22 protein-coding genes and 2 pseudogenes are annotated in these 22,766 nt (G+C 61.5%); 20 read left to right on the top strand and 4 right to left on the bottom strand.

Annotated features, from left to right (window positions below):
• Window positions 1–180 precede the first annotated feature (180 nt).
• Entirely contained in the window at window positions 181–876 is a 696-nt protein-coding gene (locus GWG67_RS30335) for a lytic transglycosylase domain-containing protein (protein WP_275173013.1), read from the top strand.
• A 241-nt stretch (window positions 877–1,117) separates the two neighbouring features.
• Window positions 1,118–2,845: a DUF3363 domain-containing protein gene (locus GWG67_RS30330; RefSeq protein ID WP_275173011.1), complete on the top strand. Its 1,728-nt coding sequence runs from the start codon at window positions 1,118–1,120 to the stop codon at window positions 2,843–2,845.
• Between the two features lie 43 nt (window positions 2,846–2,888).
• On the opposite strand, the gene GWG67_RS30325 is transcribed toward GWG67_RS30330, so the two are convergent.
• The gene (locus tag GWG67_RS30325) at window positions 2,889–3,158 is read right to left on the bottom strand and encodes a hypothetical protein (RefSeq protein WP_275173009.1); all 270 of its coding nucleotides are present in this window, start codon (window positions 3,156–3,158) and stop codon (window positions 2,889–2,891) included.
• 641 nt (window positions 3,159–3,799) lie between these two features.
• Between GWG67_RS30325 and GWG67_RS30320 the strand changes: the two genes are divergently transcribed.
• The 15 genes and pseudogenes from GWG67_RS30320 (at window position 3,800) to GWG67_RS30250 (ending at window position 18,361) form a co-directional block, all read left to right on the top strand.
• A complete protein-coding gene (locus tag GWG67_RS30320) occupies window positions 3,800–5,776 on the top strand; it encodes a conjugal transfer protein TraG (protein WP_275173008.1) in 1,977 nt (658 codons plus the stop codon).
• On the top strand, window positions 5,760–6,209 hold the full coding sequence (locus GWG67_RS30315; protein WP_275173006.1) for a CopG family transcriptional regulator: 450 nt from the start codon (window positions 5,760–5,762) through the stop codon (window positions 6,207–6,209). Before GWG67_RS30320 ends, GWG67_RS30315 begins: the two co-directional genes overlap by 17 nt.
• A 390-nt stretch (window positions 6,210–6,599) precedes the next feature.
• The gene (locus GWG67_RS30310) at window positions 6,600–7,262 is read left to right on the top strand and encodes a hypothetical protein (protein WP_275173004.1); all 663 of its coding nucleotides are present in this window, start codon (window positions 6,600–6,602) and stop codon (window positions 7,260–7,262) included.
• Between the two features lie 73 nt (window positions 7,263–7,335).
• Window positions 7,336–8,655 carry a nitrate/nitrite transporter gene (locus tag GWG67_RS30305; RefSeq protein WP_275173147.1) on the top strand — a complete coding sequence of 440 codons (1,320 nt, stop codon included), beginning with the start codon at window positions 7,336–7,338 and terminating at the stop codon, window positions 8,653–8,655.
• Window positions 8,656–8,899: 244 nt separating this feature from the next.
• The gene (trbB, locus tag GWG67_RS30300; protein WP_275173002.1) at window positions 8,900–9,820 is read left to right on the top strand and encodes a P-type conjugative transfer ATPase TrbB; all 921 of its coding nucleotides are present in this window, start codon (window positions 8,900–8,902) and stop codon (window positions 9,818–9,820) included.
• A complete protein-coding gene (locus tag GWG67_RS30295) occupies window positions 9,817–10,143 on the top strand; it encodes a TrbC/VirB2 family protein (protein WP_275173000.1) in 327 nt (108 codons plus the stop codon). The genes trbB and GWG67_RS30295 overlap by 4 nt, the downstream gene beginning before the upstream one ends.
• Window positions 10,143–10,406 carry a VirB3 family type IV secretion system protein gene (locus GWG67_RS30290; protein ID WP_275172997.1) on the top strand — a complete coding sequence of 88 codons (264 nt, stop codon included), beginning with the start codon at window positions 10,143–10,145 and terminating at the stop codon, window positions 10,404–10,406. Before GWG67_RS30295 ends, GWG67_RS30290 begins: the two co-directional genes overlap by 1 nt.
• A 10-nt stretch (window positions 10,407–10,416) precedes the next feature.
• Window positions 10,417–12,857, top strand: a pseudogene (trbE, locus tag GWG67_RS30285) (conjugal transfer protein TrbE).
• Window positions 12,854–13,588, top strand: coding sequence for a P-type conjugative transfer protein TrbJ (trbJ, locus tag GWG67_RS30280; protein ID WP_275172995.1), 735 nt, complete (start codon window positions 12,854–12,856; stop codon window positions 13,586–13,588). Before trbE ends, trbJ begins: the two are co-directional and overlap by 4 nt.
• Window positions 13,588–13,962, top strand: coding sequence for a putative entry exclusion protein TrbK-alt (gene trbK-alt / locus GWG67_RS30275; protein WP_275172994.1), 375 nt, complete (start codon window positions 13,588–13,590; stop codon window positions 13,960–13,962). The genes trbJ and trbK-alt overlap by 1 nt, the downstream gene beginning before the upstream one ends.
• A gap of 3 nt (window positions 13,963–13,965) precedes the next feature.
• Window positions 13,966–15,201 carry a P-type conjugative transfer protein TrbL gene (gene trbL, locus GWG67_RS30270; protein ID WP_275172993.1) on the top strand — a complete coding sequence of 412 codons (1,236 nt, stop codon included), beginning with the start codon at window positions 13,966–13,968 and terminating at the stop codon, window positions 15,199–15,201.
• A 51-nt stretch (window positions 15,202–15,252) separates the two neighbouring features.
• Entirely contained in the window at window positions 15,253–15,933 is a 681-nt protein-coding gene (gene trbF / locus GWG67_RS30265) for a conjugal transfer protein TrbF (protein WP_275172992.1), read from the top strand.
• A gap of 2 nt (window positions 15,934–15,935) precedes the next feature.
• Complete coding sequence (gene trbG / locus GWG67_RS30260; protein WP_275172991.1) at window positions 15,936–16,910, top strand: P-type conjugative transfer protein TrbG; 975 nt, start codon at window positions 15,936–15,938, stop codon at window positions 16,908–16,910.
• Window positions 16,907–18,112, top strand: coding sequence for a TrbI/VirB10 family protein (locus GWG67_RS30255; RefSeq protein WP_275172990.1), 1,206 nt, complete (start codon window positions 16,907–16,909; stop codon window positions 18,110–18,112). Before trbG ends, GWG67_RS30255 begins: the two co-directional genes overlap by 4 nt.
• Before the next feature lie 6 nt (window positions 18,113–18,118).
• Window positions 18,119–18,361, top strand: a complete 243-nt coding sequence (locus GWG67_RS30250; protein WP_275172988.1) for a DUF2274 domain-containing protein — start codon at window positions 18,119–18,121, stop codon at window positions 18,359–18,361.
• Here GWG67_RS30250 and GWG67_RS30245 read toward each other — a convergent pair.
• The 3 genes from GWG67_RS30245 to GWG67_RS30235 all read right to left on the bottom strand — a co-directional run bounded on the left by GWG67_RS30245 (window position 18,334) and on the right by GWG67_RS30235 (window position 20,809).
• Entirely contained in the window at window positions 18,334–19,287 is a 954-nt protein-coding gene (locus tag GWG67_RS30245; RefSeq protein ID WP_275172987.1) for a LysR family transcriptional regulator, read from the bottom strand. The two genes, GWG67_RS30250 and GWG67_RS30245, sit on opposite strands and share 28 nt — an antisense overlap.
• A 72-nt stretch (window positions 19,288–19,359) precedes the next feature.
• Entirely contained in the window at window positions 19,360–19,992 is a 633-nt protein-coding gene (locus GWG67_RS30240; protein ID WP_275172986.1) for an acyl-homoserine-lactone synthase, read from the bottom strand.
• Window positions 19,993–20,086: 94 nt separating this feature from the next.
• On the bottom strand, window positions 20,087–20,809 hold the full coding sequence (locus GWG67_RS30235; RefSeq protein WP_275172984.1) for a LuxR family transcriptional regulator: 723 nt from the start codon (window positions 20,807–20,809) through the stop codon (window positions 20,087–20,089).
• A gap of 412 nt (window positions 20,810–21,221) precedes the next feature.
• Here GWG67_RS30235 and GWG67_RS30230 point away from each other — a divergent pair.
• The 3 genes and pseudogenes from GWG67_RS30230 to GWG67_RS30220 form a co-directional block, all read left to right on the top strand.
• Window positions 21,222–21,422 (top strand): annotated as a pseudogene (locus GWG67_RS30230) (amidase family protein); the annotation flags it as partial.
• Between the two features lie 663 nt (window positions 21,423–22,085).
• Complete coding sequence (locus GWG67_RS30225) at window positions 22,086–22,289, top strand: hypothetical protein (RefSeq protein ID WP_275172982.1); 204 nt, start codon at window positions 22,086–22,088, stop codon at window positions 22,287–22,289.
• A 43-nt stretch (window positions 22,290–22,332) separates the two neighbouring features.
• Window positions 22,333–22,602, top strand: coding sequence for a hypothetical protein (locus GWG67_RS30220; protein WP_275172980.1), 270 nt, complete (start codon window positions 22,333–22,335; stop codon window positions 22,600–22,602).
• The last annotated feature ends 164 nt before the right edge of the window (window positions 22,603–22,766 follow it).

The raw sequence follows: 22,766 nt of genomic DNA, 5'->3' as shown, positions 1-22,766 counted from the left end.
CTTGCGGTCTCTCTAGTCGGCCGATCGCACTGTCATTCCTCCATCCCGGCCAAATTGCCGGCAATCGGCACGCGTCGCGGCAGTCTCGCGCTGCCCCAGGGCCGGCCGGGAAGAGCTTTGCCGTTGGCGGCAGCCAGCACAATGCTATCTAGAGTCGCTGCTTGCTCTCTGGGAATTCTCATGACGTTCGCAGCGCCATCGGCCGGCAGCGCGGAGGCTGAATCGCGCGCACAAGCTGCGCGCTTCCCAAACCTGCTGCCACGCGTTGCATACGCCGCCTTCGTGACCGAAGCCTCGCATCGGTTCGCGATCCCGGAGCGTTGGATCCGTGCTGTCATGCAGGCCGAAAGCGGCGGCAATGCGCACGCCAAATCCCCTCGCGGAGCGATCGGGTTGATGCAAATCATGCCCGCGACCTGGGTCGAGCTGAACGTTCGTCACGATCTCGGTATCGATCCGTTTGATCCCCACGACAACATTATGGCTGGGGCAGCGTACCTTCGCCAGATGCTCGATCGTTTCGGATGGGAAGGGTTTCTCGCAGCCTACAATGCGGGACCAAGACGCTACGAGGAGCACCTGGCCACCCGTCGACCGCTTCCGGATGAAACACGAATCTACATCGCTAGGCTCGCACCATTGATCGGCATTGAGCAGCGCAACAGCGCTGGTTCGGATGCCAGACGCTTCGCCACGTGGCAGCAAGCGCCAGTCCTTGTTGAGCGGTCCGAGAGCTTGTTCCCTGAGGGCAACTCGGCATCTGGCGTCCGCACAATGAAGTCGTCGAAAGCAGCGCCTAAGGCGGGTACGACTGCACTCGTCCCTCGTGCGACGGGGCTGTTCGTCCGGCGATCAGACGAGGTGCAGTCCCGATGATCGCCATCGCATTTCGTCGCATGATGTCGAAGCTGGTCGCAAGTTTGGGAGGGGTCGGCAGAGAGCCGGGAGTGAGCGACCGGGGAGGGCAGGATAAAAGCCGCAAGGTGCGGCCGGTCGGTTGTGGGCGAAACTGCATCGATTTCAATGATGCGGAAAACATTGCGAATGGCCGACGCAACTTGCGATTTCCGGTACCCCCCTGTTGTCGTTGGGTTTTCGGCACGTTTCAGCGGGCAAGATGACCGGTAACGACGATTTCCGCGTCCGCCCAGGCCGCATCCGTTCGACGCGCGCGCCTCGGACAAAGCCGTTCTTGGCGCAGGCGCTCAAGGCTGCTCAGAAGGCCGGCGGTCTCTCGCGGGGCAGCCGCAGCGTTGGCAGCAAGTTTGGGCGCGGTCGCGCGGCGAGCCTTGCAGCGACGCGGCTCCTCAACAACCGCGCGCGAACCGCTATGGTCAAGGCGCGGGTCGTGCGCCGGATGCGTTCGCCGGGCGCGCTGCGCGCTCACATCGGTTATCTGCAGCGCGACGGGGTCACCCGCGATGGGACACCGGGCAGGCTCTTTGACGCGGGGGGAGATGCTGCAGACGGACGTGCCTTTGCCGGGCGGTGTGAAAGCGACCGGCATCATTTTCGCTTCATCGTCTCGCCCGACGATGCGGGCGAACTGGCCAGTTTGCGCAGTTTCACGCGTGAGCTCATGGATCAGGCCTCTCGCGACCTCGGTACTGGCCTTGATTGGGTTGCGGTCGATCATTGGAACACCGAGCATCCGCACATCCATATTCTCGTGCGCGGCCGCGCCGATGATGGAGAAGACCTCGTCATCAGCCGCGACTATATCGCAACCGGCTTGCGCGCCCGCGCTGGCGATCTCGTCACGCGCGAGCTTGGCCCGCGATCGGAGCTCGAGATCCGCCAAGTCCTTGAAGCGGAGGTGACGGCCGAACGCTGGACCAGGCTTGACCGGGCGATGGCTCGGGAAGCTGGCGCGGCGGACGGAGTGATTGATTTGAGGCCAGACCGGGATGCCGGGCGCGATCCGTTACGGGAGATACGAATCGGGCGGATGCGGACGCTCGAGCGGCTTGGCTTGGCGGCGCCTGCGGGGCCTGCACGCTGGGTACTTCCCGGGGACGTCGAATTGCGTTTGCGTAGCCTGGGCGAGCGCGGCGATGTCATCAAGCGGCTTCACAAGAGCCTCGCGAAAGACGGCGCCGCGCGCCCACCATCATCCTGGGCGCTTGAAGCCGAACGCCACGGCGAGCCCATTGTCGGCCGTCTCCTCGCACGCGGCCACGATGACGAGCTGAAGGGCTCGGCGTTTGCCATCGTCGACGGTGTCGACGGTCGCGTGCATCACCTGAAGCTTTCGGAGATCGAGGCGGCCGGCGATGGGCCGGTCGGTGGGATTGTGGAGCTCCGGCGGTTCGAGGATGCGCGTGGCCGAACGCGGATCGCGCTCGCGGTACGCTCCGAACTCGCCATTGACCAGCAGGTCGCAGCGGAAGGCGCGACGTGGCTCGACCGGCAGCTTGTGGCGCGCCAATCTGCCGATTTCTCGCGCGCCGGTTTTGGTGCCGAGGTGCGGCATGCGCTTGATCGGCGCATCGACGTGCTGGCAGGACAGGGGCTGGCACGCCGGGCGGGAGACAAGGTGGTCCTCGGCCGCAACTTGATCGAGACACTCCGCCGCCGCGAACTCGAGGGGGTAGGCCGGCGTTTGGCCTCCGAGACAGGACTGGCGCACTTGCCTGCGGAGGCAGGCGAATCTATTTCGGGGATCTATCGCCGGAGGTTATCGCTGGCGTCGGGCCGCTTTGCCATGATCGACAACGGCCTCGGCTTTCAGCTCGTGCCCTGGGTACCCAAGCTAGAGCACGAACTGGGTCGCCAGGTGAACGGTATCGCTGGTCCCGGAGGGGTGGACTGGAGCTTTGGTCGGAAGCGCGGACTTTCGTTTTGATCCGTCGATCTCTGCGGGCACGCGTGATCTGGCGCCCAATTGCTCAGTTTAACATCGCTTTAAAGCGTTCGACGGCACCGTTGCAAGCACCAAGCTCCTCCAGGCGCGCTCTGCCGGCCTCGGTCACGCGGAAGACCTCAACCTGCCCACCACAAGCCGGATCTCTCATCTTGCTCTTGAGCACGATCCAGCCTTTCCTCAACGCGCGCTCCTTGGCAGCAAGACGATTCAGATTTTTGTCCGGAACGGGGTTAGCCACCTCGTCTCCGCTCGACGCGGCCAAAAACAACAGATCGGCCATTGCATCGTTCATTCCTTTTGTCTCCGTGCTGCAAGACACGCGCTTTGGGTTCGGTGGTCGCCTTCACGAGTCTCGTTTCATATGCGGTCGAAGCAAGATACGGGCCACTCCTGCTGCGGCACAAAGCACGCACCAGGAACGTCGGCTGGAGCCGCTACTTCTCCTCCGCCAGAGTGAGAGCCGTCCTCGCATCCAGCGAGGTCACCAAGATCGACAAACGATCGTGCAGAGATGGCGATCACTAGCTCAGGCAGAGCGGCCTTTCACTTTGACACGCTAATTCTGTGGCGCGTGTGCGCGCCACCGCGACCACGACCAACGAACCATCTCGCCGTTCGTCCCGGCCGGGGCCGCCGGGCCAAATGCACAACCCGGGAGCCCTTTGCCGTGCAGGTAACGCCAGAAGCCCCGCATCATCCCGGCGGTCCAGGCTGGACATCGTGCAACAAAATGATGTTCTTGCAGACTCTAACCGCTCGATCACGTTTTCTTGGCTCCTGGTTTGGACTTCTGTCCTCCCAGTCGCTCGCCCAGAGGTCAGCTCCGAACACGTTTCACCCCGACCCGCCGAACGCTACAGTTTTATGCGCGGGACTGCGACATCCCGGCGCTGTGGTTGCGCTTAGCTCATGGATGCCGTCCAGATCTCCACAATGTCCGCGACAAAGATCATTTGGCATCAGGTTATCCTGGTCTGCTTGGTCGTGCTCGCCTTCCTGTGGGCGGCGACCGAATGGACCGCTTGGCGGCTCGCCTTCCAGCCGCAGCTTGGACCCGCCTGGTTCAGCCTCGGGGGTTGGCCGATCTATCAGCCGGCTGCCTTCTTCGCCTGGTGGTTCAAATTCGATGCTTACGCGCCTGTGATCTTCCTTGAGGGCGGCGCCATCGCCGCAAGCGGCGGAATTGCAGCAATCGCGTTGGCAATGATGCTCTCGGTGTTCCGGGCCCATGAGGCGGGGGACGTCACCACCTACGGCTCAGCGCGCTGGGCCGATTCGCGCGAGGTCAGGCGCGCGGGGCTCTTGGGGCCTGATGGCGTCGTGCTCGGACGTTTTAAGGGGCGTTATCTACGGCATGACGGACCGGAGCATGTGCTCTGCTTTGCTCCGACGCGCTCGGGCAAGGGCGTGGGCCTTGTTATACCGACCCTTCTGACCTGGCCGGCCTCCACGATCGTTCATGACATTAAGGGCGAGAACTTCCAATTGACTTCTGGCTGGCGCGCGCGATTTGGGCCAGTGCTCCTATTCGACCCGACCAATCCGGCCAGCGCTGCCTACAACCCGCTGCTCGAGATCCGTCGTGGTGATTGCGAGGTGCGAGATGCCCAAAATATCGCCGATATCCTTGTCGATCCGGAAGGGGCACTCGAACGCCGCAACCACTGGGAAAAGACCAGCCACTCTCTCCTTGTCGGCGCAATCCTGCATGTCCTCTACGCCGAGGCCGACAAGACCCTCGCAGGCGTCGCCAATTTCCTGTCCGATCCCTCCCGCCCGATCGACGCTACGCTCAACGCAATGCTCGCAACCCCGCATCTTGGAGGTAGCGTTCATCCCGTTGTCGCCTCGGCCGCGCGCGAGCTTCTCAACAAGAGCGAGAACGAGCGCTCCGGCGTGCTCTCGACCGCGATGAGCTTCCTGGGGCTCTACCGCGACCCGGTGGTTGCCAAGATCACCGCGCGAAGCGATTGGCGGATCTGCGATCTCGTCGACGGCGCCGAGCCCGTCTCACTCTATCTCGTCGTGCCTCCATCCGACATCGTTCGTACCAAGCCCTTGATGCGGCTCATCCTCAACCAGATCGGGAGGCGGTTGACTGAAAGCCTGGATCCAGACCGGCGCCGGCGGCAACTCCTTCTCATGCTCGATGAGTTTGCAGCACTCGGCCGGCTCGACTTCTTCGAGAGCCAGCTCGCCTTCATGGCAGGCTACGGCATGCGCAGCTTTCTGATCACCCAGAGCCTCAATCAGCTCGAACGCGCCTATGGGCCGAACCATGCCATCCTGGACAATTGCCACGTCCGGATCGCCTTCTCGACCAATGATGAGCGCACCGCCAAGCGCGTATCCGACGCGCTCGGAACCGCGACCGAATTGCGCGCCATGAAGAACTATGCCGGGCACCGATTGAGCCCGTGGCTCGGCCACCTCATGGTCAGCCGTCAGGAGACCTCGCGGCCGCTGCTGACGCCAGGCGAGGTCATGCAACTCTCGCCTAAAGACGCGATCGTGATGATTTCCGGGGTGCACCCGGTGCGCGCCACCAAAGTCCGCTACTATGAGGATCCGCAGTTCCAGCGACGTGTATTGAAGCCGCCCCGCTTCGAACCGCGTACCTTGTCCGCACGACCGGATGACTGGTCGGCCGGCGCTCCAATTCCGCCATCAGTCGAGCTACTAACCAGACGCAAGCGCAGGAGCGACCAGGCGAACAGTGGTTTGCGTCGCGAGCCGGAATTGCCAGAACATGAGGAGATCGAGATCAAGGCGCCGCTCGGCGAACATGAGTTCGACGCCGACCTCGATGAAGGTGATGCCGATGCGGTCCAGGCACAAGCTCTGAGCCGCTCCATGCAGGGCGTCGCGCGGACCGTGAGCCTCGACGCGGACGATGGGATGGACCTATGATCGGGGCAGCGTGAAAAAGATTCAGCTCAGTATCTATCTCGATCCGGAAGTTTTCAAGAGCCTCGAGGCGTTCGCAAATCGCCGGGAGCAGCCCAAGTCCTTGGTGGCTGAGGCCGCAATCGGCGCATTTCTTTCTCCGGATGATTCCGATCGGCGCGAGGCGGCGCTCGCGAAGCGTCTGGACCGGATCGCGCGCGTGCTTGAACGTCTGGAGCGCAATGATGGCATCACGCTTGAGACCATCGCGCTCTTCATCCGTTTCTGGCTGACCTCAACGCCGGCGCTCCCCGAACATTCGACGCCCGCCGCGCGCGCCAAGGGCGCCGAACGTTACGATCGCTTTGTCGAGGCGCTCGGACGGCGGCTTGCAAGCGGATCCACCGTCCTGAAAGAGGTGAGTATCGACATGCACGCCCCTGAGACGCCCGAGTAATCAATACGCGCGCCCCAAACGCGCGCTGGCAGCTCCCGGCAATAGATGCGGCGCTCGGTCAGATAAGCCGACCGCAAATCGGCACCACGCCATGAAGCCCGCAAGCGATGGGCGCGCCACTCGAAGCTCCGGGCCCCGCCGCAATAGGCCGTTAGCTCCCCGCGAACAATACAGACTGACAGATCCGGCTCTTCTTGAGACCGCCTTGTCTTTCTTTGGCTACGCCAGACTACGACGTAGATGTCGGTGCAGTTGAAGTGACGTTCCGATTGGCCCTTGTGTCAAGTCCATCATCGCTGGGGGCGATTCAGCCGTTTCGATTCCGAAATCGACGCCGCGCGTACCGTGGTGCGCGGGCAGGTCGCGGTCGCCAATCGGGGAGTGACAGAAATGCAAGTCGATGGAGAGCTTGGAGGCCAGCCCAGCTCGATCGTGAATCAAGCCGACAGCGATGCACAGCCGAGCCCGAACGAAGGAGAGCGAACCAAGAAGGTCACAGTTCAGCTCTCCGAGAGCATGTTTCAGCGGCTTGAAGTTGCGACCGAACGCCCGGGACTCGGCAAGAGCATGGTCGTCGAGACGGCACTTGAACGATTCCTGAATCCTGCACTGCCCATCGAAGGTCTCGTTCATGAGGCTCTGGACCGGATAAGTGGCCAGATGGCCAGGCTCGAGCGCGAGATCGCGATCGTCGGCGAGACGGTAGCCCTGCATGCGCGCTATCACCTCACCGTGACGCCGCCCATGCTGCCATCCGTGCAGCGGGAGGCGTGCCTGCTCGGGCAGCAGCGTTTCAAGGTATTGGCGGAGCAGGTCGAACGGCGGGTACGGCTGGGTGAGCCATTGATCCAGGAGACGATCGATCAGCTGGGCAGGCGCAGTCGACCTGCCAGTGAAGCTCATGGCGGTGCATCACAACGCGCGGCAGAAGAACAGCCGAGAAAGGAAGGTCTGTCCGCAGTCGCGGCGGATGGAAACCTCGAGCCGAGCGCTGCCGTCAAGGGGGGCGGCAGCAATCCAAACTTTCGAAACCTGCCCAACTCCTTTTGTTAGCCCGGCCGCCGGAAGCGTGCGGAAGGAGCTTGGGTCGCAAACATTGCCGGTGGCACGACTCGAGTCAGTTCCTGTGTGGCGGCTCATCGCGTGCGTGTTTCTTCCCTTCGCGGCCGGGTACTACCTTTCGTACCTGTTCCGGACGATCAATACACTTATTGCTGGCCGCCTCGCCGCTGATCTCGGGCTTGGCGCTGCCGATATCGGGCTGCTCACGTCAATCTATTTTCTGGTCGTTATGGCGGCCCAGATTCCGATCGGCATGTTACTTGATCGCTTTGGGCCGCGCCGGGTCCAGAGCGTGCTCTTAGCTGTTGCTGCAGGGGGTGCCGCGCTCTTTGGGCTATCGACGGGATTCCTGTCGCTTCTTTTTGCTCGCGCGATTGTCGGACTTGGGAGTGCAGCAGCCCTGATGTCCGGGCTGAAAATCATTGTCCTGTGGTTTCCAAGAGAACGCATGGCGCTCATCAATGGCTACATGATTATGCTGGGCTCATTGGGCGCCGTCACAGCAACGGCTCCTGCAGAGGCGCTCCTGGACTGGATCGGATGGCGGGGTCTATTCGGCGTGCTGGCCGCCGCAAGTGCGCTTGCTGCCATCTTGATCTATCTCGTGGTTCCCGAACGAACCACTGGGCCACAGGGCACCAGGATGCCCGCCACTCTGAAAACCGTCTACTCGGATGCGCGGTTCTGGAGAATGGCGCCCTTATCGGCGACCTGCATCGGGTCCGCTTGGGCAATGCAATCCTTATGGGCAGCGCCCTGGCTTTCCGATGTGGAGCGGCTGGATCGAACGACACTCGTCAACGAATTGTTCGTGATGGCGGTCGCTCTGAGTCTTGGCGCTCTGGTCTTGGGCTTCCTTGCCAACTGGGTCCGCCGGCGGGCCAAGAAGAGCGAGGCTCTGTTTGGCTTGGTCGCGGCGATATTGATTGTGGCGGAGCTTGTGCTGATCCTGCATCCGCCCTGGCCATCACTCCTGCCGTGGTGCGTGCTGTCGATGGCAGGATCAGCCACTGCTCTGACCTACGCCATGATAGCGGATTATTTCCCGGCCGAGCTGGTTGCGCGCGCTAACGGCGGTCTGAATGTCCTGCAGTTTGGCTGGGCTTTCGTCGTGCAGTACGGGACGGGACTGATTCTGGAGCAATGGCCTCTGGAGGCGGGGCATTATCCTTTAATGGCCTATCAGACCGCGTTCGGTGTGAACGTTTTGCTGCAGCTGGCAGCGCTGGTCTGGTTCGCAGCCGTCCCGTGGCTCGCGCGCCGGAAACGGAAGGCTGGCGCTTCGGTCACTCGTGAACCGGCGGGAGGCTGGAATTCGGTTGAGGTCGTTATACCACCAGCCGAGCTCGCCATCCTGGAGGCGGACGATCATGCGGAGTGGTGAAGCCAGCATGTCGCCGGCTGATGTCCCGGCTCATGATGTTAGGCGCGTCAAAAGCGATCGTCCCGAATCTTTCTTCTTCTACGCCAGACTACGATTGACATGGTCCCATTGTTGCTGTCGCGCAGGTTCTGCTTTTTTAGTTGTCCTCATGTGAGGCGGTTAGACGCTAGCTGCCTCAGTCAACCCGGGGGCAGTCGTGGCGATCCATTCATTTCATTCGGAAGCCGAGTTGCGCGGAGCGCGCATGCTCCGCACAGCGCTGGGGCCTGCCATCGCGGGCTTTCTGGAAGATCCGTCGATCGTTGAGGTGATGCTGAACCCTGATGGCCGGCTTTGGATCGATCGGCTGTCGAGCGGCCTTACCGATACCGGCGAGAGTCTGTCGGCTGCCGACGGCGAGCGAATTGTCCGGCTCGTCGCGCACTATGTGGGAGCTGAGGTTCACGCCGGCTCGCCCCGAATCTCGGCTGAGCTGCCGGAAACCGGGGAACGCTTCGAAGGCCTGCTGCCGCCGGTGGTTGCAGCGCCCGCCTTCGCGATCCGCAAACCCGCGGTCGCTGTCTTCGGCCTGGACGACTATGTCGCTGCCGGCATCATGAACTCGGCGCAGGCGAACGCGCTTCGTCGTGCGGTTGCCGCGCGAAAGAACATCCTGGTCGCCGGCGGCACCTCAACTGGCAAGACGACGCTGACGAACGCGCTTCTCGCGGAGGTGGCCAAAGGTCCGGACCGCGTCGTTCTCATTGAAGATACGCGGGAGCTTCAGTGCGCGGCGCCGAACCTCGTGGCGCTGCGGACCAAGGATGGCGTCGTCTCGCTCTCCGAACTTGTGCGCTCGTCACTTCGCCTGCGCCCTGATCGTATCCCGATCGGCGAGGTGCGCGGGGCCGAGGCGCTCGACCTACTCAAGGCCTGGGGGACGGGACATCCGGGCGGAATCGGCACGATCCACGCCGGCACTGCGCTTGGCGCGCTCCGCCGGCTCGAGCAGCTCATCCAGGAGGCCGTCGTCACGGTCCCGCGCGCGCTGATCGCCGAGACCATCAACGTCATTGCCGTGCTCTCTGGCCGTGGTGCCGAACGGCGTTTGAGCGAACTCGCTTCCCTCACCGGGCTTGGACCATCAGGCGACTACAGCCTTTCGAAGATCGGAGATCAACCATGAACGCACCATTCTCTCTCGGCCGAGGTTTCACATCAGTTGCAGCATTCGCTTGTCTGTACTTGGCCAGCTTGCCGGCAAGGGCCGCCGGCTCAAACATGCCCTGGGAGCAGCCGCTCAACCAGATCCTACAATCGGTCGAAGGACCCGTGGCCAAGATCATCGCGGTCATCATCATCATCGTGACAGGTCTCTCGCTCGCATTCGGCGACACGTCGGGCGGCTTCCGGCGGCTGATCCAGATCGTGTTCGGTCTGTCGATCGCATTTGCCGCCTCGAGCTTCTTCCTGTCGTTCTTCTCGTTCGGCGGCGGGGTGGTGATCTGATGGATGAGCCAGTCCCCGGCTTTGTCGCCCCTGTCCACCGAGCGTTGACCGAGCCGATCCTGATGAGCGGGGCACCGCGATCGGTTGCCATTCTTAACGGCACATTGGCTGCAGCACTCGGCCTCGGTCTGCGCTTGTGGCTGGCCGGCCTTCTGCTGGCGTTCATCGGCCACATGGCCGCGGTCTGGGCCGCAAAACGCGATCCGGAATTCGTCGAAGTCGTGCGCCGGCACGTTCGTGTTCCCGGTCACCTCAGCGCTTGAGAAAAGTCCCATGATGAATCTTGCCGAATACCGCCATTCAAACACGCGCCTTGCTGATTTCCTGCCCTGGGCTGCTCTGGTCGACGAGGGAATCGTATTGAACAAGGACGGCTCGCTTCAGCGGACGGCGCGGTTCAGGGGGCCGGATCTCGACAGTTCCGTGCCGGCCGAGCTTGTTGCGGTCGCAAGCCGGCTGAACAACGCGCTCCGGCGTCTCGGATCCGGCTGGGCTGTTTTCGTAGAGGCGCAACGGCATTCGGCAGGGCGCTATCCGCCCGACACATTCCCGGATGTCGCATCCGCCTTGGTGGATGCGGAGCGCAAAGCGCAATTCGAGGAGACCGGCAGCCATTATGAATCAAGCTACTACCTGACGTTCCTTTATCTGCCGCCTGCAGAGAGTGCAGCTGTGGCCGAGCGTCTCCTGTACGAGGGGACCCATCGCAGCGTGGGAGCGGATGCGCGCGAGGTGCTGAGTGGCTTCGTCGACCGGACCAACCGCGTGCTGCAGCTCGTCGAGGGCTTTATGCCGGAGTGCGGCTGGCTCGATGACGAGGCAACGCTCACCTACCTGCACTCGACGGTGTCGACCAAGCGGCATCGTGTTCGGGTGCCGGAAATCCCAATGTATCTCGATGCGCTGCTTGCCGATCAGCCGCTGACAGGCGGGCTTGAGCCGATGCTGGGTGACGCGCATCTGCGTGTCCTGACGGTTGTGGGGTTTCCGAGCGCGACCACGCCCGGAATTCTCGACGATCTGAATCGGCTGGCGCTCCCGTACCGCTGGTCGACGCGGGCGATCATGCTCGACAAGACGGATGCAACAAAACTCCTGACCAGGATCAGGCGGCAATGGTTTGCCAAGCGCAAGTCGATTGCCGCGATCCTGAAGGAGGTGATGACGAACGAGGCGTCCACGCTTCTGGATACCGACGCCCACAACAAGGCGATGGATGCAGATCACGCGCTCCAGGAGCTCGGCTCGGATCAGATTGGTGAAGCCTTTGTGACGGCAACCGTCACGGTCTGGGACAGGGATCCGCAGGCGGCGGACGAAAAGCTACGCCTCGTTGAAAAGGTCATCCAGGGCCGGGACTTTACCTCCATAACCGAGACAGTGAATGCCGTTGAGCCTGGCTCGGCAGCCTGCCGGGACAGGTCTATGCAAACGTGCGCCAGCCGCCCGTCTCGACGCTAAATCTCGCCCACATGATCCCGCTCTCTGCGGTCTGGGCGGGAGAGGTGAGGGACCATCATTTCAAGGCGCCTCCATTGTTCTTCGGCAAGACGGAAGGATCGACGCCTTTCCGCTTCTCGCTCCATGTCGGCGATGTCGGACACACTTTGATCGTTGGACCGACCGGCGCCGGGAAGTCGGTGCTGCTCGCGCTGATGGCGCTGCAGTTCCGGCGATATCCGGAAGCCCAGATCTTTGCCTTCGATTTCGGTGGATCGATCCGTGCGGCGGCGATCGCCATGGGTGGCGACTGGCATGATCTAGGCGGCGCGGTTGGTGGAGACTCGGCAGAATTCGTGGCGCTCCAGCCGCTTGCGTGCATCGAGGACGTCGCGGAGCGGGGCTGGGCAGCCGATTGGGTTGCATCGATCCTTGCGCGCGAGCGCATCGAGGTTACGCCCGAGACCAAGGATCATGTCTGGTCGGCCTTGACCTCGCTCGCCTCGGCGCCAGTTCGGGAGCGGACGCTGACTGGCCTCTCCGTTCTTTTGCAATCCAATGCCTTGAAGCGTGCGCTGCAACCCTATTGCCTCGGCGGGCCGTTTGAGCGGCTCCTGGATGCGGAAGGTGAACGGCTGGGAGAGGGCTCCGTCCAGGTGTTTGAGACCGACGGGTTGATCGGGACCGGTGTCGCGCCGGCGGTTCTCTCCTATTTGTTTCACCGGATTGAAGATCGCTTCGACGGCCGTCCGACACTGCTCATCATCGATGAGGGCTGGCTTGCGCTCGACGATGCCGATTTTGCCGGCAAGCTCCGCGAATGGCTCAAGACGCTGCGCAAGAAGAACGCCTCCGTCGTGTTTGCGACCCAGTCGCTGGCCGATATCGACGGTTCCGCAATTGCGCCTGCCATCATCGAGAGCTGTCCGACCCGGATCCTGCTTCCCAATGACCGCGCCATCGAGCCGCAAATCTTGGGCGTCTACCGGCGCTTTGGACTGAATGATCGGCAGATCGAGATCCTCGCCCGCGCGACGCCCAAGCGCGACTACTACTGCCAATCGCGCCGCGGCAACCGCCTCTTCGAGCTCGGCCTTGGCGAAATCGCGCTGGCTTTTGCGGCCGCGTCTTCCAAGACCGACCAGACTCTTATCGAGCGGGTTCTTGAGGAGCACGGACCAGACGGTTTCGTCACCGGCTGGCTCAAGGCGCGCGACCTCGGCTGGGCCTGCAATCTCATTCCGCAGCTTGCCAGGGAAGGTGGCTTGTCATGAAACGTCTCCGTCCGCTTTTGGCCGTGAGTATCGTCGCCGTGGCGCTGGCCCAGGCACCTCGCGAAGGGAAGGCACAGTGGATCGTGTTTGATCCCAACAACTACGTGCAAAATGTGCTGACGGCCGCGCGCGAGCTGCAGCAGATCAACAACCAGATCACCTCGCTGCAAAACCAAGCGCAGATGATGATCAATCAGGCGAAGAACCTGGCGAGCCTGCCGTACTCGTCCTTGCAGCAGCTCGAGCAATCGATTCAGCGCACGCAGCAGCTGCTCAGTCAAGCGCAGCGCATTGCCTACGATGTCCAGCAGATCGATCGCGCGTTCTCAACAACTTACGCGCCGGCATCCGCAAGCATGTCCAATGGGCTTCTCGTTGCCAAGGCCCAAACACGCTGGCAGAACTCGGTTGCGGGGCTGCAGGACGCCATGCGGGTGCAGGCAACCGTCGTCGGTAATCTCGATACCAACCGCACGCAAATGTCAGCCCTGGTCACGGCGAGCCAAGGCGCGTCAGGTGCTCTGCAGGCAAGTCAGGCCGGCAACCAGCTCCTTGCGCTGCAAACGCAGCAGCTTGCTGATCTCACAGCGTTCGTGGCCGCGCAAGGTCGCGCACAAACGCTCGAAGCCGCGCAAAGAGCAAGTGCCCAGGATCAGGGGAGGGAGCAGCTGCGGCGCTTTCTGACCCAAAGTCAGGGCTATCAACCGACAACCGTGCAGATGTTCCACTGATGATAAAGAACAGATTTGAACGGCTGCCGATCGCGGTGGCAGTTTGCCTCACAGTCCTGGTCGTCGCCGCCTGCGCCGTTCGCCTGCGCGGCGACGACAGCGCGACCCAATCTTCCGCCTCGCTCGCTGCGAAGCCTGATCCGACGGCGGCAAAGCTCGAGCAATGCCGCACCGTCACCTACGCGCAGAGAGAGGCCCTTCTGGAATGCGAGAAGATCTGGGCGGAACGGCGCAACCAATTCTTGGGGAAGAGCGGATCGGTAGACCCTTTGGATAGTGGCCGGGGAACGGCGCCATTTTCCTCCGCGCCGCGGCGCAAGGACGAAAGCCGCCTCCCCTCCCTGTCACCCTCCATTCCAAGCCGAAGCGAGTGAACGATGGGCGGCACCTCTGTCATTGACCAGTTCCTGGAAGCCTTCACCCGCTATATCGATTCCGGGTTCGGCCTAGTCGGAGGCGAAGTCGGCTATCTCGCCACGACGTTAGCAGCAATCGACCTCACGCTCGCGGGGCTGTTCTGGTCCTGGGCGACTGATGAAGATATTGTTGCCCGCCTCGTCAAGAAGACCTTGTTTGTCGGCACCTTTGCTTATCTGATCGGCAACTGGGATAGCCTTGCCCGCATCGTCTTCGAGAGCTTTGCAGGTCTTGGCCTTAAGGCCTCGGGCACGAGCCTGTCATCGGCAGATTTCTTGCGGCCAGGCCGCATCGCGCAGGTGGGGCTTGATGCCGGCCGCCCGATCCTGGACTCGATCTCGGGGCTGATGGGCTATGTCAGTTTTTTTGAGAATTTTGTCCAGATCGCGGTCCTACTGTTCGCCTGGATCGTGGTGCTGCTGGCCTTCTTTATTCTCGCGATCCAGCTCTTCGTCACGCTGATCGAATTCAAGCTGACGACGCTTGCAGGTTTCGTCCTGATCCCCTTCGGTCTGTTCGGCAAGACCGCCTTTGCGGCCGAGCGGGTGCTGGGCAACGTCATCTCCTCCGGCGTCAAGGTTTTGGTCCTCGCCGTCATCGTCGGCATTGGATCGACCTTATTCTCGCAGTTCACGGCAGGTTTCGGCGGCAACCAGCCGACCATCGAGAGCGCGATGGCGCTGGTGCTCGGCGCTCTCGCCTTGTTGGGCCTCGGCATTTTCGGACCAGGGATTGCCAACGGCATTGTCTCCGGAGGCCCGCAGCTCGGCGCAGGCAGCGCCGTTGGGACGGGACTTGCCGCCGGTGGAGTCGTCGCGGCTGGCGCTGGCGTTGCGGCCGGTGCTGCCGGTCTCGCCGGCGGCGCGATTGCAGGCTCGCTACGAGGTGGAAGCGCGATTGCAAGCGGCACCATGAGCGTGCTTCGGGCGGGGAGTCAGTCCGGCTTGGAGGCGAGTGCGTCCAAGGCTGCTAGTCCCTTGCGCTCGGTCGCAGCTGGTCGTGGTGGAACAGCGAACGATGCCGGTAAGGGGGAAGGGGACGCCCCGAGACCTTCCGACGGTGCGCCCGCTTGGGTTCGGCGCATGAAGAGAGCGCAGACGATCAGCCATGGCGCATCGGCGGCAACCCACGCGATCCGTTCGGGTGATCCCGGCGGGGGCGGCGGATCTGTCGACCTCTCCCAACATGACCGCTGACTCTTCTGATCGACCAATTCCGTTTTCTCACCCGTCACTTGAGGTCTCGCAATGTTCAAACGATCGGCCGTTCACTATGGCCGCACGCCAGAAGCCGTCACCCCCTATCAACGCGCAGCTCAAATCTGGGATGATCGCATTGGGTCTGCGCGCGTGCAGGCCAAGAACTGGCGCCTGATGGCCTTTGGCTGCCTCTTTTTATCCGCTGGTTTCGCCGGCATCCTGGTCTGGCAATCGGCGCATGGGACGATCACGCCCTGGGTGGTCGAGGTCGATCAATTGGGGGAAGCAAAAGCGGTTGCTCCGGCAAACGCCAGCTATCAACCGACCGATCCGCAAGTAGCTTTTCACCTGGCGCGCTTCATCGAGCATGTGCGAGGCCTGCCGATGGACGCCATTGTCCTTCGCGAAAACTGGCTCCGCGCCTACGACTTTACGACCGATCGCGGCGCCGTCGCGCTGAATGACTATGCACGCAACAACGATCCATTCGCCAAGCTCGGCAAGACGCAAATTGCGATCGAGGTCTCGAGCGTCATCCGGGCGTCCCCTGAGAGTTTTCGCCTCGCCTGGGTCGAACGCCGTTACGACAACGGTCAGCTGGCCGCAACCGAGCGGTGGAGCGCGATCCTCAGCATCATCGTGGAGATGCCTCGCGATCTCGATCGCCTCCGCAAGAATCCGCTCGGCATCTACGTCAACGCCATCAACTGGTCGAAGGAGCTGGGTTAGCAATGCCGTCAGGTCTCGTTTTTGCGTCACAGAGGGTCCGCCCGAGCCTGGCTCTGGCTCTCGCAATTGGTGTGTCCACCCTTGGCGGGTGCACCACGTTCAAGCCGCCGCAAATCAGTTACGATAGCGATGTCCCGCCGGCTCCAGATCTGCCGGCGCTTGCCGACGATCGGCCGCGGCCGCTGCATGTCCCACCGGCCTGGAAGGCGGCGCGCGGCGGCAAGAACGCGGAAGCCAAAGAGCCCGTCGAGCGGATTGAGACCGCAAATGACGCAGCACGTGTGCAGCCTCGGAAAGCTGGCTACTTCAATGCGGTGCAGGTATTTTCGTACAGTCCGGGCGCTCTCTATCAAATCTATGCCGCGCCGGGGCAGATCACCGACATCGCCTTGGAAACCGGCGAGCAACTGATCGGGTCGGGACCAGTTGCCGCGGGTGATACCGTGCGTTGGGTGGTCGGCGACACCGAAAGCGGCAGCGGCGACACGCGACGTGTGCACATCATGGTGAAGCCGACACGCCCGGCGATCGAGACCAATCTCGTGGTCAACACGGATCGGCGCACTTACCTGATCGAGCTCCGCTCCCGGGAAAAGCCCTACATGCCACAGGTCGCATGGTTCTATCCTGAGGATCGGACCGCGCGTGGTCGAGCTCTACCGCCCAAACCCGTCATCCCGGACCAGGCGCAGCGCCGTTACCGCTACGCCATCGAAGGAGACAGCCCACCCTGGCGTCCTGTTAATGCCTATGACGATGGGCGCAAGGTCTACATCGAGTTTTCGCCCGGCATCGGTCAGGGCGAGATGCCGCCGCTGTTCGTGATCGGGCCTGACGGCAAGACCGAGCTCGTCAACTATCGCGCTTACGGCAATGTGCTGATCGTCGACCGGCTGTTCGCGGCCGCGGAACTGAGGCTCGGCGAGGAGCACCAGCAGAAGGTCAGGATCGTCCGAACCGACGGGAGGTCGCTGTGACAGAGACTGGCCAGCCGAATGACGCAACCAAGGACGCTCCTCGGGTTAAGCCGCCGGAAAATATCGCCGCAACCCTTCGGCTTCGGCCAAATCGGCCGCAAGTCACGCGCCTATCGCGCAAGGTGCTTGCGGGTGGCAGCGCCCTTTTGCTGGTGCTCATCTCTGGTGCGGTCTTCTGGGCTATGCAGGAGAAGCGATCGCGCATGCCGGCCGCCGAGGAGCTTTACGCGACCGACCACCACAATCTCGCCGATCAGCTTGCAGCCTTGCCGAAGGATTATGCTGAGATCCCGAAGGAGGTGCCGCGCCTTGGACCGCCTTTACCCGGCGATCTTGGCCGGCCGATCGTCGCAGCACAAGGCTCATCGACGTCCAGCCCGCTCGGTGTTGACGCTGAACAGCAGCGCGTCAATCGGGAGAGCGAGGCGGCACGCACCAGCAAGGTGTTTGCCAGCACGAGCGTCCGCGCGCAGGCCCCTGTCACATCGGCAAGTGAAGCCCCATCAAATGCAGCGCCATCATCCGACGAAGCATTTGCCCAGAATGGCCAGGATCGAAAACTTGCGTTCGTCAGTGCTTCCGTTGACCGTCGAACCACCAGTCCCGATCGCCTCGCAAGACCGGTCTCTCCCTTTGTGGTCCAGGCGGGAACGGTCATTCCGGCTGCTCTTATCACGGGGATTCGGTCCGACCTGCCTGGGCAGATCACGGCCCAAGTCACAGAAGCGGTATACGATTCCCCTACCGGGCGAGCTCGCCTTATCCCGCAAGGAGCCCGGTTGATCGGGACGTATGATAGCCAAGTCGCATTTGGCCAATCGCGCGTCCTCCTGGTGTGGACGCGCCTCATCATGCCAAATGGGCGGTCGATCGTGCTGGAACGGCAGCCGGGCGCAGATGGCGCGGGCTACTCTGGGCTAGAGGATGAAGTCGACAACCATTGGAAGGAGCTGATGGGGGCCGCTGCGCTTTCGACTCTGCTCGCCGTCGGCACCGAGGTGAATTCCGGATCGGATACGGGTACCACCAACAGCGACCTCATCGCTGCGCTCCGGCGCGGGGCGGGGGACTCGATGAACCAGACGGGCCAGCAGGTCGTGCGCCGCAATCTCAACATCCAGCCGACCTTGACGATTCGTCCGGGATTTCCGGTGCGGGTGATCGTCAATCGTGACTTGGTGCTCGAACCGTATAGAGGGTGAGGTACGATGGCTAAGCTTAAACTTGGAGCGCTCGAAGACGATAAGCCGATAAAAGTGACGCATGAACTGCCGGCGAGCATTCACCGTGACCTCGTTGCCTATGCCGAAATCCTGGCACAGGAAACGGGGCAACCGATCCAGGATCCAGCCAAACTGATTGCACCCATGCTGGCGCGCTTCATGGCAGCGGATAGAAGTTTTCGGAAGGCTCGACGGGCCCGTCAACATCCGAGCGGAGGCGAGGGATAGCGCTCAGAAAGCAAGTTCAAGAAGGCAGTCAACGCAGGGTTTTCGTTGTCGTCTCGCCAGTATGCCGAAAAGGCGAATCGGCTCGGACCGGATCTGTCGCGCAATTCGCGGTAGATGAGGCCTGCATAATTGATGCCCATGTCGGATTCCAGCACCAAGCTGATTCCTGTGTTCATCCTGATCAGGCTCTTGATGATACCGCGGCTGACGTCGTGGCGCTCGAGTTTAGGGCGGTCCTCAGGCGACGCGAGCTTGGAATTCAAAAGATCTTCGAACTCTTTTCCCGGATCGTAATGGCTCAGCAGAACCGTCTCGCCGCGCAGGTCACTCCAATAGACTGTGTCGCGCGCGGTGAGGGGATGATCATGGGGTAAGGCAACCAGAACACGTTCGCTCCACAGCGGCATCACTCTGTTGTCGAGTAACGGCAGGTTCCCTGTGACGATCAGGATATCGATAACGCCGTTGCGAAGTGCAGTCGCAAGGCGTGTTCGTGATTTCTCGATCGTCACAAGCTCGATTTGCGGGAATCGCTGCTTGAAATCCAGCAAGGACGTCTGCAGGTTGCCAATGGAAAGTGAGGTGCAGAGCCCCACACTCAGCCGGCCAGCCTCGCTGTTCTGTACAGCCCTCGCGGTCGCGATGAGAGCATCGAACTCCTCCAGAATTGTCCTTGCCAGGCGAAGAACACTGCGGCCTGCCTGCGTGGGGCGCACACCACCGCTAAAGCGCTCAAAGACCGCAATTCCCAGGTGATATTCGATCTCGCTGATTCTTCGGCTGAGACTCGATTGTTGGGTTCTCAGCAATTCCGCCGCTTGACGGAGGCTGCCACAATCGGCCGCAGCCACGACCGATTGCAGATGCTTCAGTTCGATTGCCTTGCTGGCTTGAAGGGAGGATGTTGATCGACTTGGTTTGTGCATCGTAAGTCTTAAGCAGATGGGCTTTCCGCTCCAAAGCGCAGCGATGCCCCGGATTGTCCTTGCTTCCAGATTCTAGGCGGCCGCTCGGACAACTGGAGCCCAGAGCACCGGACCTGAGATGTGTCCCGCTTTGCGGATGCGTTCTAAGGCATCAGTCGACACTTCCAGATAGCCCGCCATGGCCAGAGTGTTTCCGAGAGGACGAGCTTTGCCGATCGGGCGGAGTGGCCACCCGGCGCGCCGAAGAATGCGCTCCATGCGCGCGTCAGTGACCGTGACGATTTCGGTAAGTTGAAGCGAAAGGCCGAATTCAATCATGCCCGCAAACAGCTCGTAAGTAGCGGCCGCAAGTCCACCACTTGCCTTCGGCGCATCAGGAGGAACATCGAGCGCGAAGCGACTGCTCTCCCAAATCCTGTCGCTTCGGGGCGCCGGCTGCCCGTCCAGAAGGATCGGGAAGGTGTCTCTCAGCATGGTTGGGCCGGTCGAAGGCAGAAGTCGGACGCAACCCTGAAGATGTCCAGCGTTCGAGCGGTTCAGGAGGTGCACGGGTCGAAGGACATCAAACTCGTCGACTTCCATCTCGCCACTGACCTCGACGTTCCAGTCCAGGCGCTGTTTGAAAACGCGATACCGGAGCCGGTGCATCTCGGCGAGATCGTCGATGAATTCGCCGTAGTACCCCGGCATAATGAGCTGCATCATTCTTGCCTCCCTGCCTTGCTTCAGGCAAGCAAGCAGAGAAGGCAGAAAAGCACATCCTGTGGAGTTGCACAGGTGCTTACAGCTCGCGGTTGATCTATTTTCGAGATTTTGACTCAGTCAATAGCACGATCGCTTGACGAAGCGAGCTGACGCCGAGCTTCGCGCGCGCGTTATCCAGGTGATATCCCGCGGTTCGCTCTTTGATCCCAAGAATGATCCCGATCTCCCCAGCTGATTTGCCGCACGCGGACCATTCGAGACACTGGTACTCGCGAGGAGACAGCATCACCCCACCGACCATGCGGTCAATCGTCCAGAAGCGTTTTGCATGTGCATGGAAAAACGCTGCGATGAGCCGCAGGCTCTGGGCGTGCTCGACCAGCGAGCGTTCGAAAGCAGATCGACGCTCGTCGCTTGCAAAGCTCAGCGCGGCTATTGCGCCCTTGTCATCGTGGATAGGGAATGTAAATCCGCAGCGAATCCCAAATTTGGCGGCTTCTTCGAACAGAGCGCGTTCTGCCTCCGACCGACTTCGCGCTTCGAATCCAAGTCCCCATCGGAAGGGCTTAGGATGACGCATTGCCCGACGTACCACCGGATCGACGGATTCGTAGCCGCGCTGCAGATAAATGGCGGTCCAGGAGGGTGGATATGTCGAGATCAGGTTGGGAGCACTGCCTGGCCTACGGGCAAGAGCGAGATATGCGAAGCACGACAGTTTGAGCGCAGCGGCGACCTCGGCCATGCTCTGCTGAGCTGCGTCTCGATGCGTGCTTTCGGTCAATTGCTCAGCAAATCGTTGAAAAACTCGATCCATCCTGGATGAACCCACGGGCCTCCCTGGTAAGCGCTCCTTGCATTACCCGAACGAGCATCGCTGCGAATGGGGCAAAACAACGAAGAAGGCGATCAATTTCGTCTTCGATCGATCTTCATCGCGCGAGCCTGCGTCGTTGGGCTGAGGCGTATCGCGTCAGCCGAGTTGCTCGCGCTCACGCTATGATATCATCGCTACCAAGTGCGCGAACTCCGTCGTCTGTTTGAAATCCTGCAAGAAGGCGCCGAAGACCGCCGGATTGCTGCGTCCTTTGCGTTCCAAGTTGCAGCTTTGTACGGCTCTTCCAATCTGGTTGTCGGGCCGCAACTCAGTTGGACGTGCAATTACCGGGGGCAGGACGAGTGATCTAAGAAACTACATCATCAATTGAGCAAGCACTCAGGCCGCCGGCGCTATTATGCTTGGAAAGACAGTTACCACCGAGCTCGGCAATTCGCACCCCGGACCGATCACGAACCCGTTTGATCCGCTTCGCACCCCAGGGGGCTCATCTAGCGGTCCCGCGGCCGTGTCCCGCATGGTGCCTGCAGCGCTCCGAACACAGGTCGTTGGCTCAGTAACTGCGCGAACAAAGTCGACACGGGGCGCTTAATCGTGAGGAGCGGCAGGGTTTTAGCCAAAACCACATAGGCATCCATGCCCGCGATCTCCAGGATATGTGGCAAGTTTCGGCCGAAGTCGCCAAGCGGTCGGGCGGCGAGCCCGTCGAGATCGGCTGCGGGCAGCCTAGAGCTCTAGTCACGCGCATCTCGACCGCCGAGAACCGATGCCAAGGAGACCGGTGGGTCGAACTCAGTTCGTGCCGGGCGACACAAAGTGGAAGCGCGCAGACTATTGCAGTATGGCTCATGGGCGCAAGTAGTGGAAGTCCGCCATACGCATCGGTCACTGTTTCTGGGTGCACTGGGCGCGGTGACGGCAACCGCACCAGCCGAGGCATTGCTAACTGGAAGGCTGGCGCGGTCTATTTGAGGTGCTTGCCGCATCCAGTGCCACCACAGCCGCTGCGATCTATTTTTCGAGAGCAACACGCAGCTACGAAGAGCCCTCGAGATAGTCAGCCTGAAGACCGTCCGTACGGATGCGGTTCTGGAGAATTACGCCGATTTCTTCAACATGCATCGGATCCGCATGGCTCTGCAGTCCTTGTGGGCAGCGTCTTGGCTGAGCGATGTGGAAAAGTTAGATCGAATAGGCCTTGTCATACAATTGCTCGTCATGGCGGTAGCCCCAAGCATTGGCGCATTGCTGCTCGGTGCTGTCGCCGATTCGGCTGCGCCGGCATGGCAAGAACATTGAAACGTTGCTCGCGATCATAGCTGCTCTATTCATTGCAGCCGAACTCGCGCTGATCTTGCATCCACCTTTGCTGTCGCTACCGTCATGGATCATTGTGGCGGTGGTGGGATCAGCATTCGCCCTCACGCGATCACCGGAGATTACCTTCCGGCCGAATTGATCGCTCGCGCAAACAGCCTGCTCAACGTGGGTGGGCTTTCCTGGTGCAGTACGGGACGGGGTTAATTCTCGAGCAATGGCCGGAAAAGGACGGACACTACCCCTCAATCGCGTATCAGACGGCGTTCAGTATCAATGTGCTGCTGCAGCTGGCCGCCCTGGTCCGGTTCATCGACCCTTGGCTTAAAGAGTTGAACTGGAAATCTCAGATCGCCCTCGAGCGCAAGTCGACGGACCAAAGCAGGTCAGTTTACGTCGTGTTCCCGAGCACCGGAATGGTCATCCTGGAAACCGATCAGGATGTGGAGTGGTGAACTCGGCCTTGCGCTGCCTGGGTTCCCGCTCCGTCGGTCTATAGGTGCGTCAAGAACGTCCGACCGACTGATTGGCCGAGATGCTCCAGACAGCTGGTCGGATATGCGACATGCGTCGCGAGGGCGACAGGAACGATACGAAAAATGCGTAATATCAATGAGCG

This window comes from Bradyrhizobium sp. CSS354, from assembly GCF_029051725.1.
GTDB lineage: Bacteria > Pseudomonadota > Alphaproteobacteria > Rhizobiales > Xanthobacteraceae > Bradyrhizobium.
The sequence above is the reverse complement of the archived record's forward strand: the minus strand, read 5'-3'. Positions and strand labels throughout refer to the sequence as shown.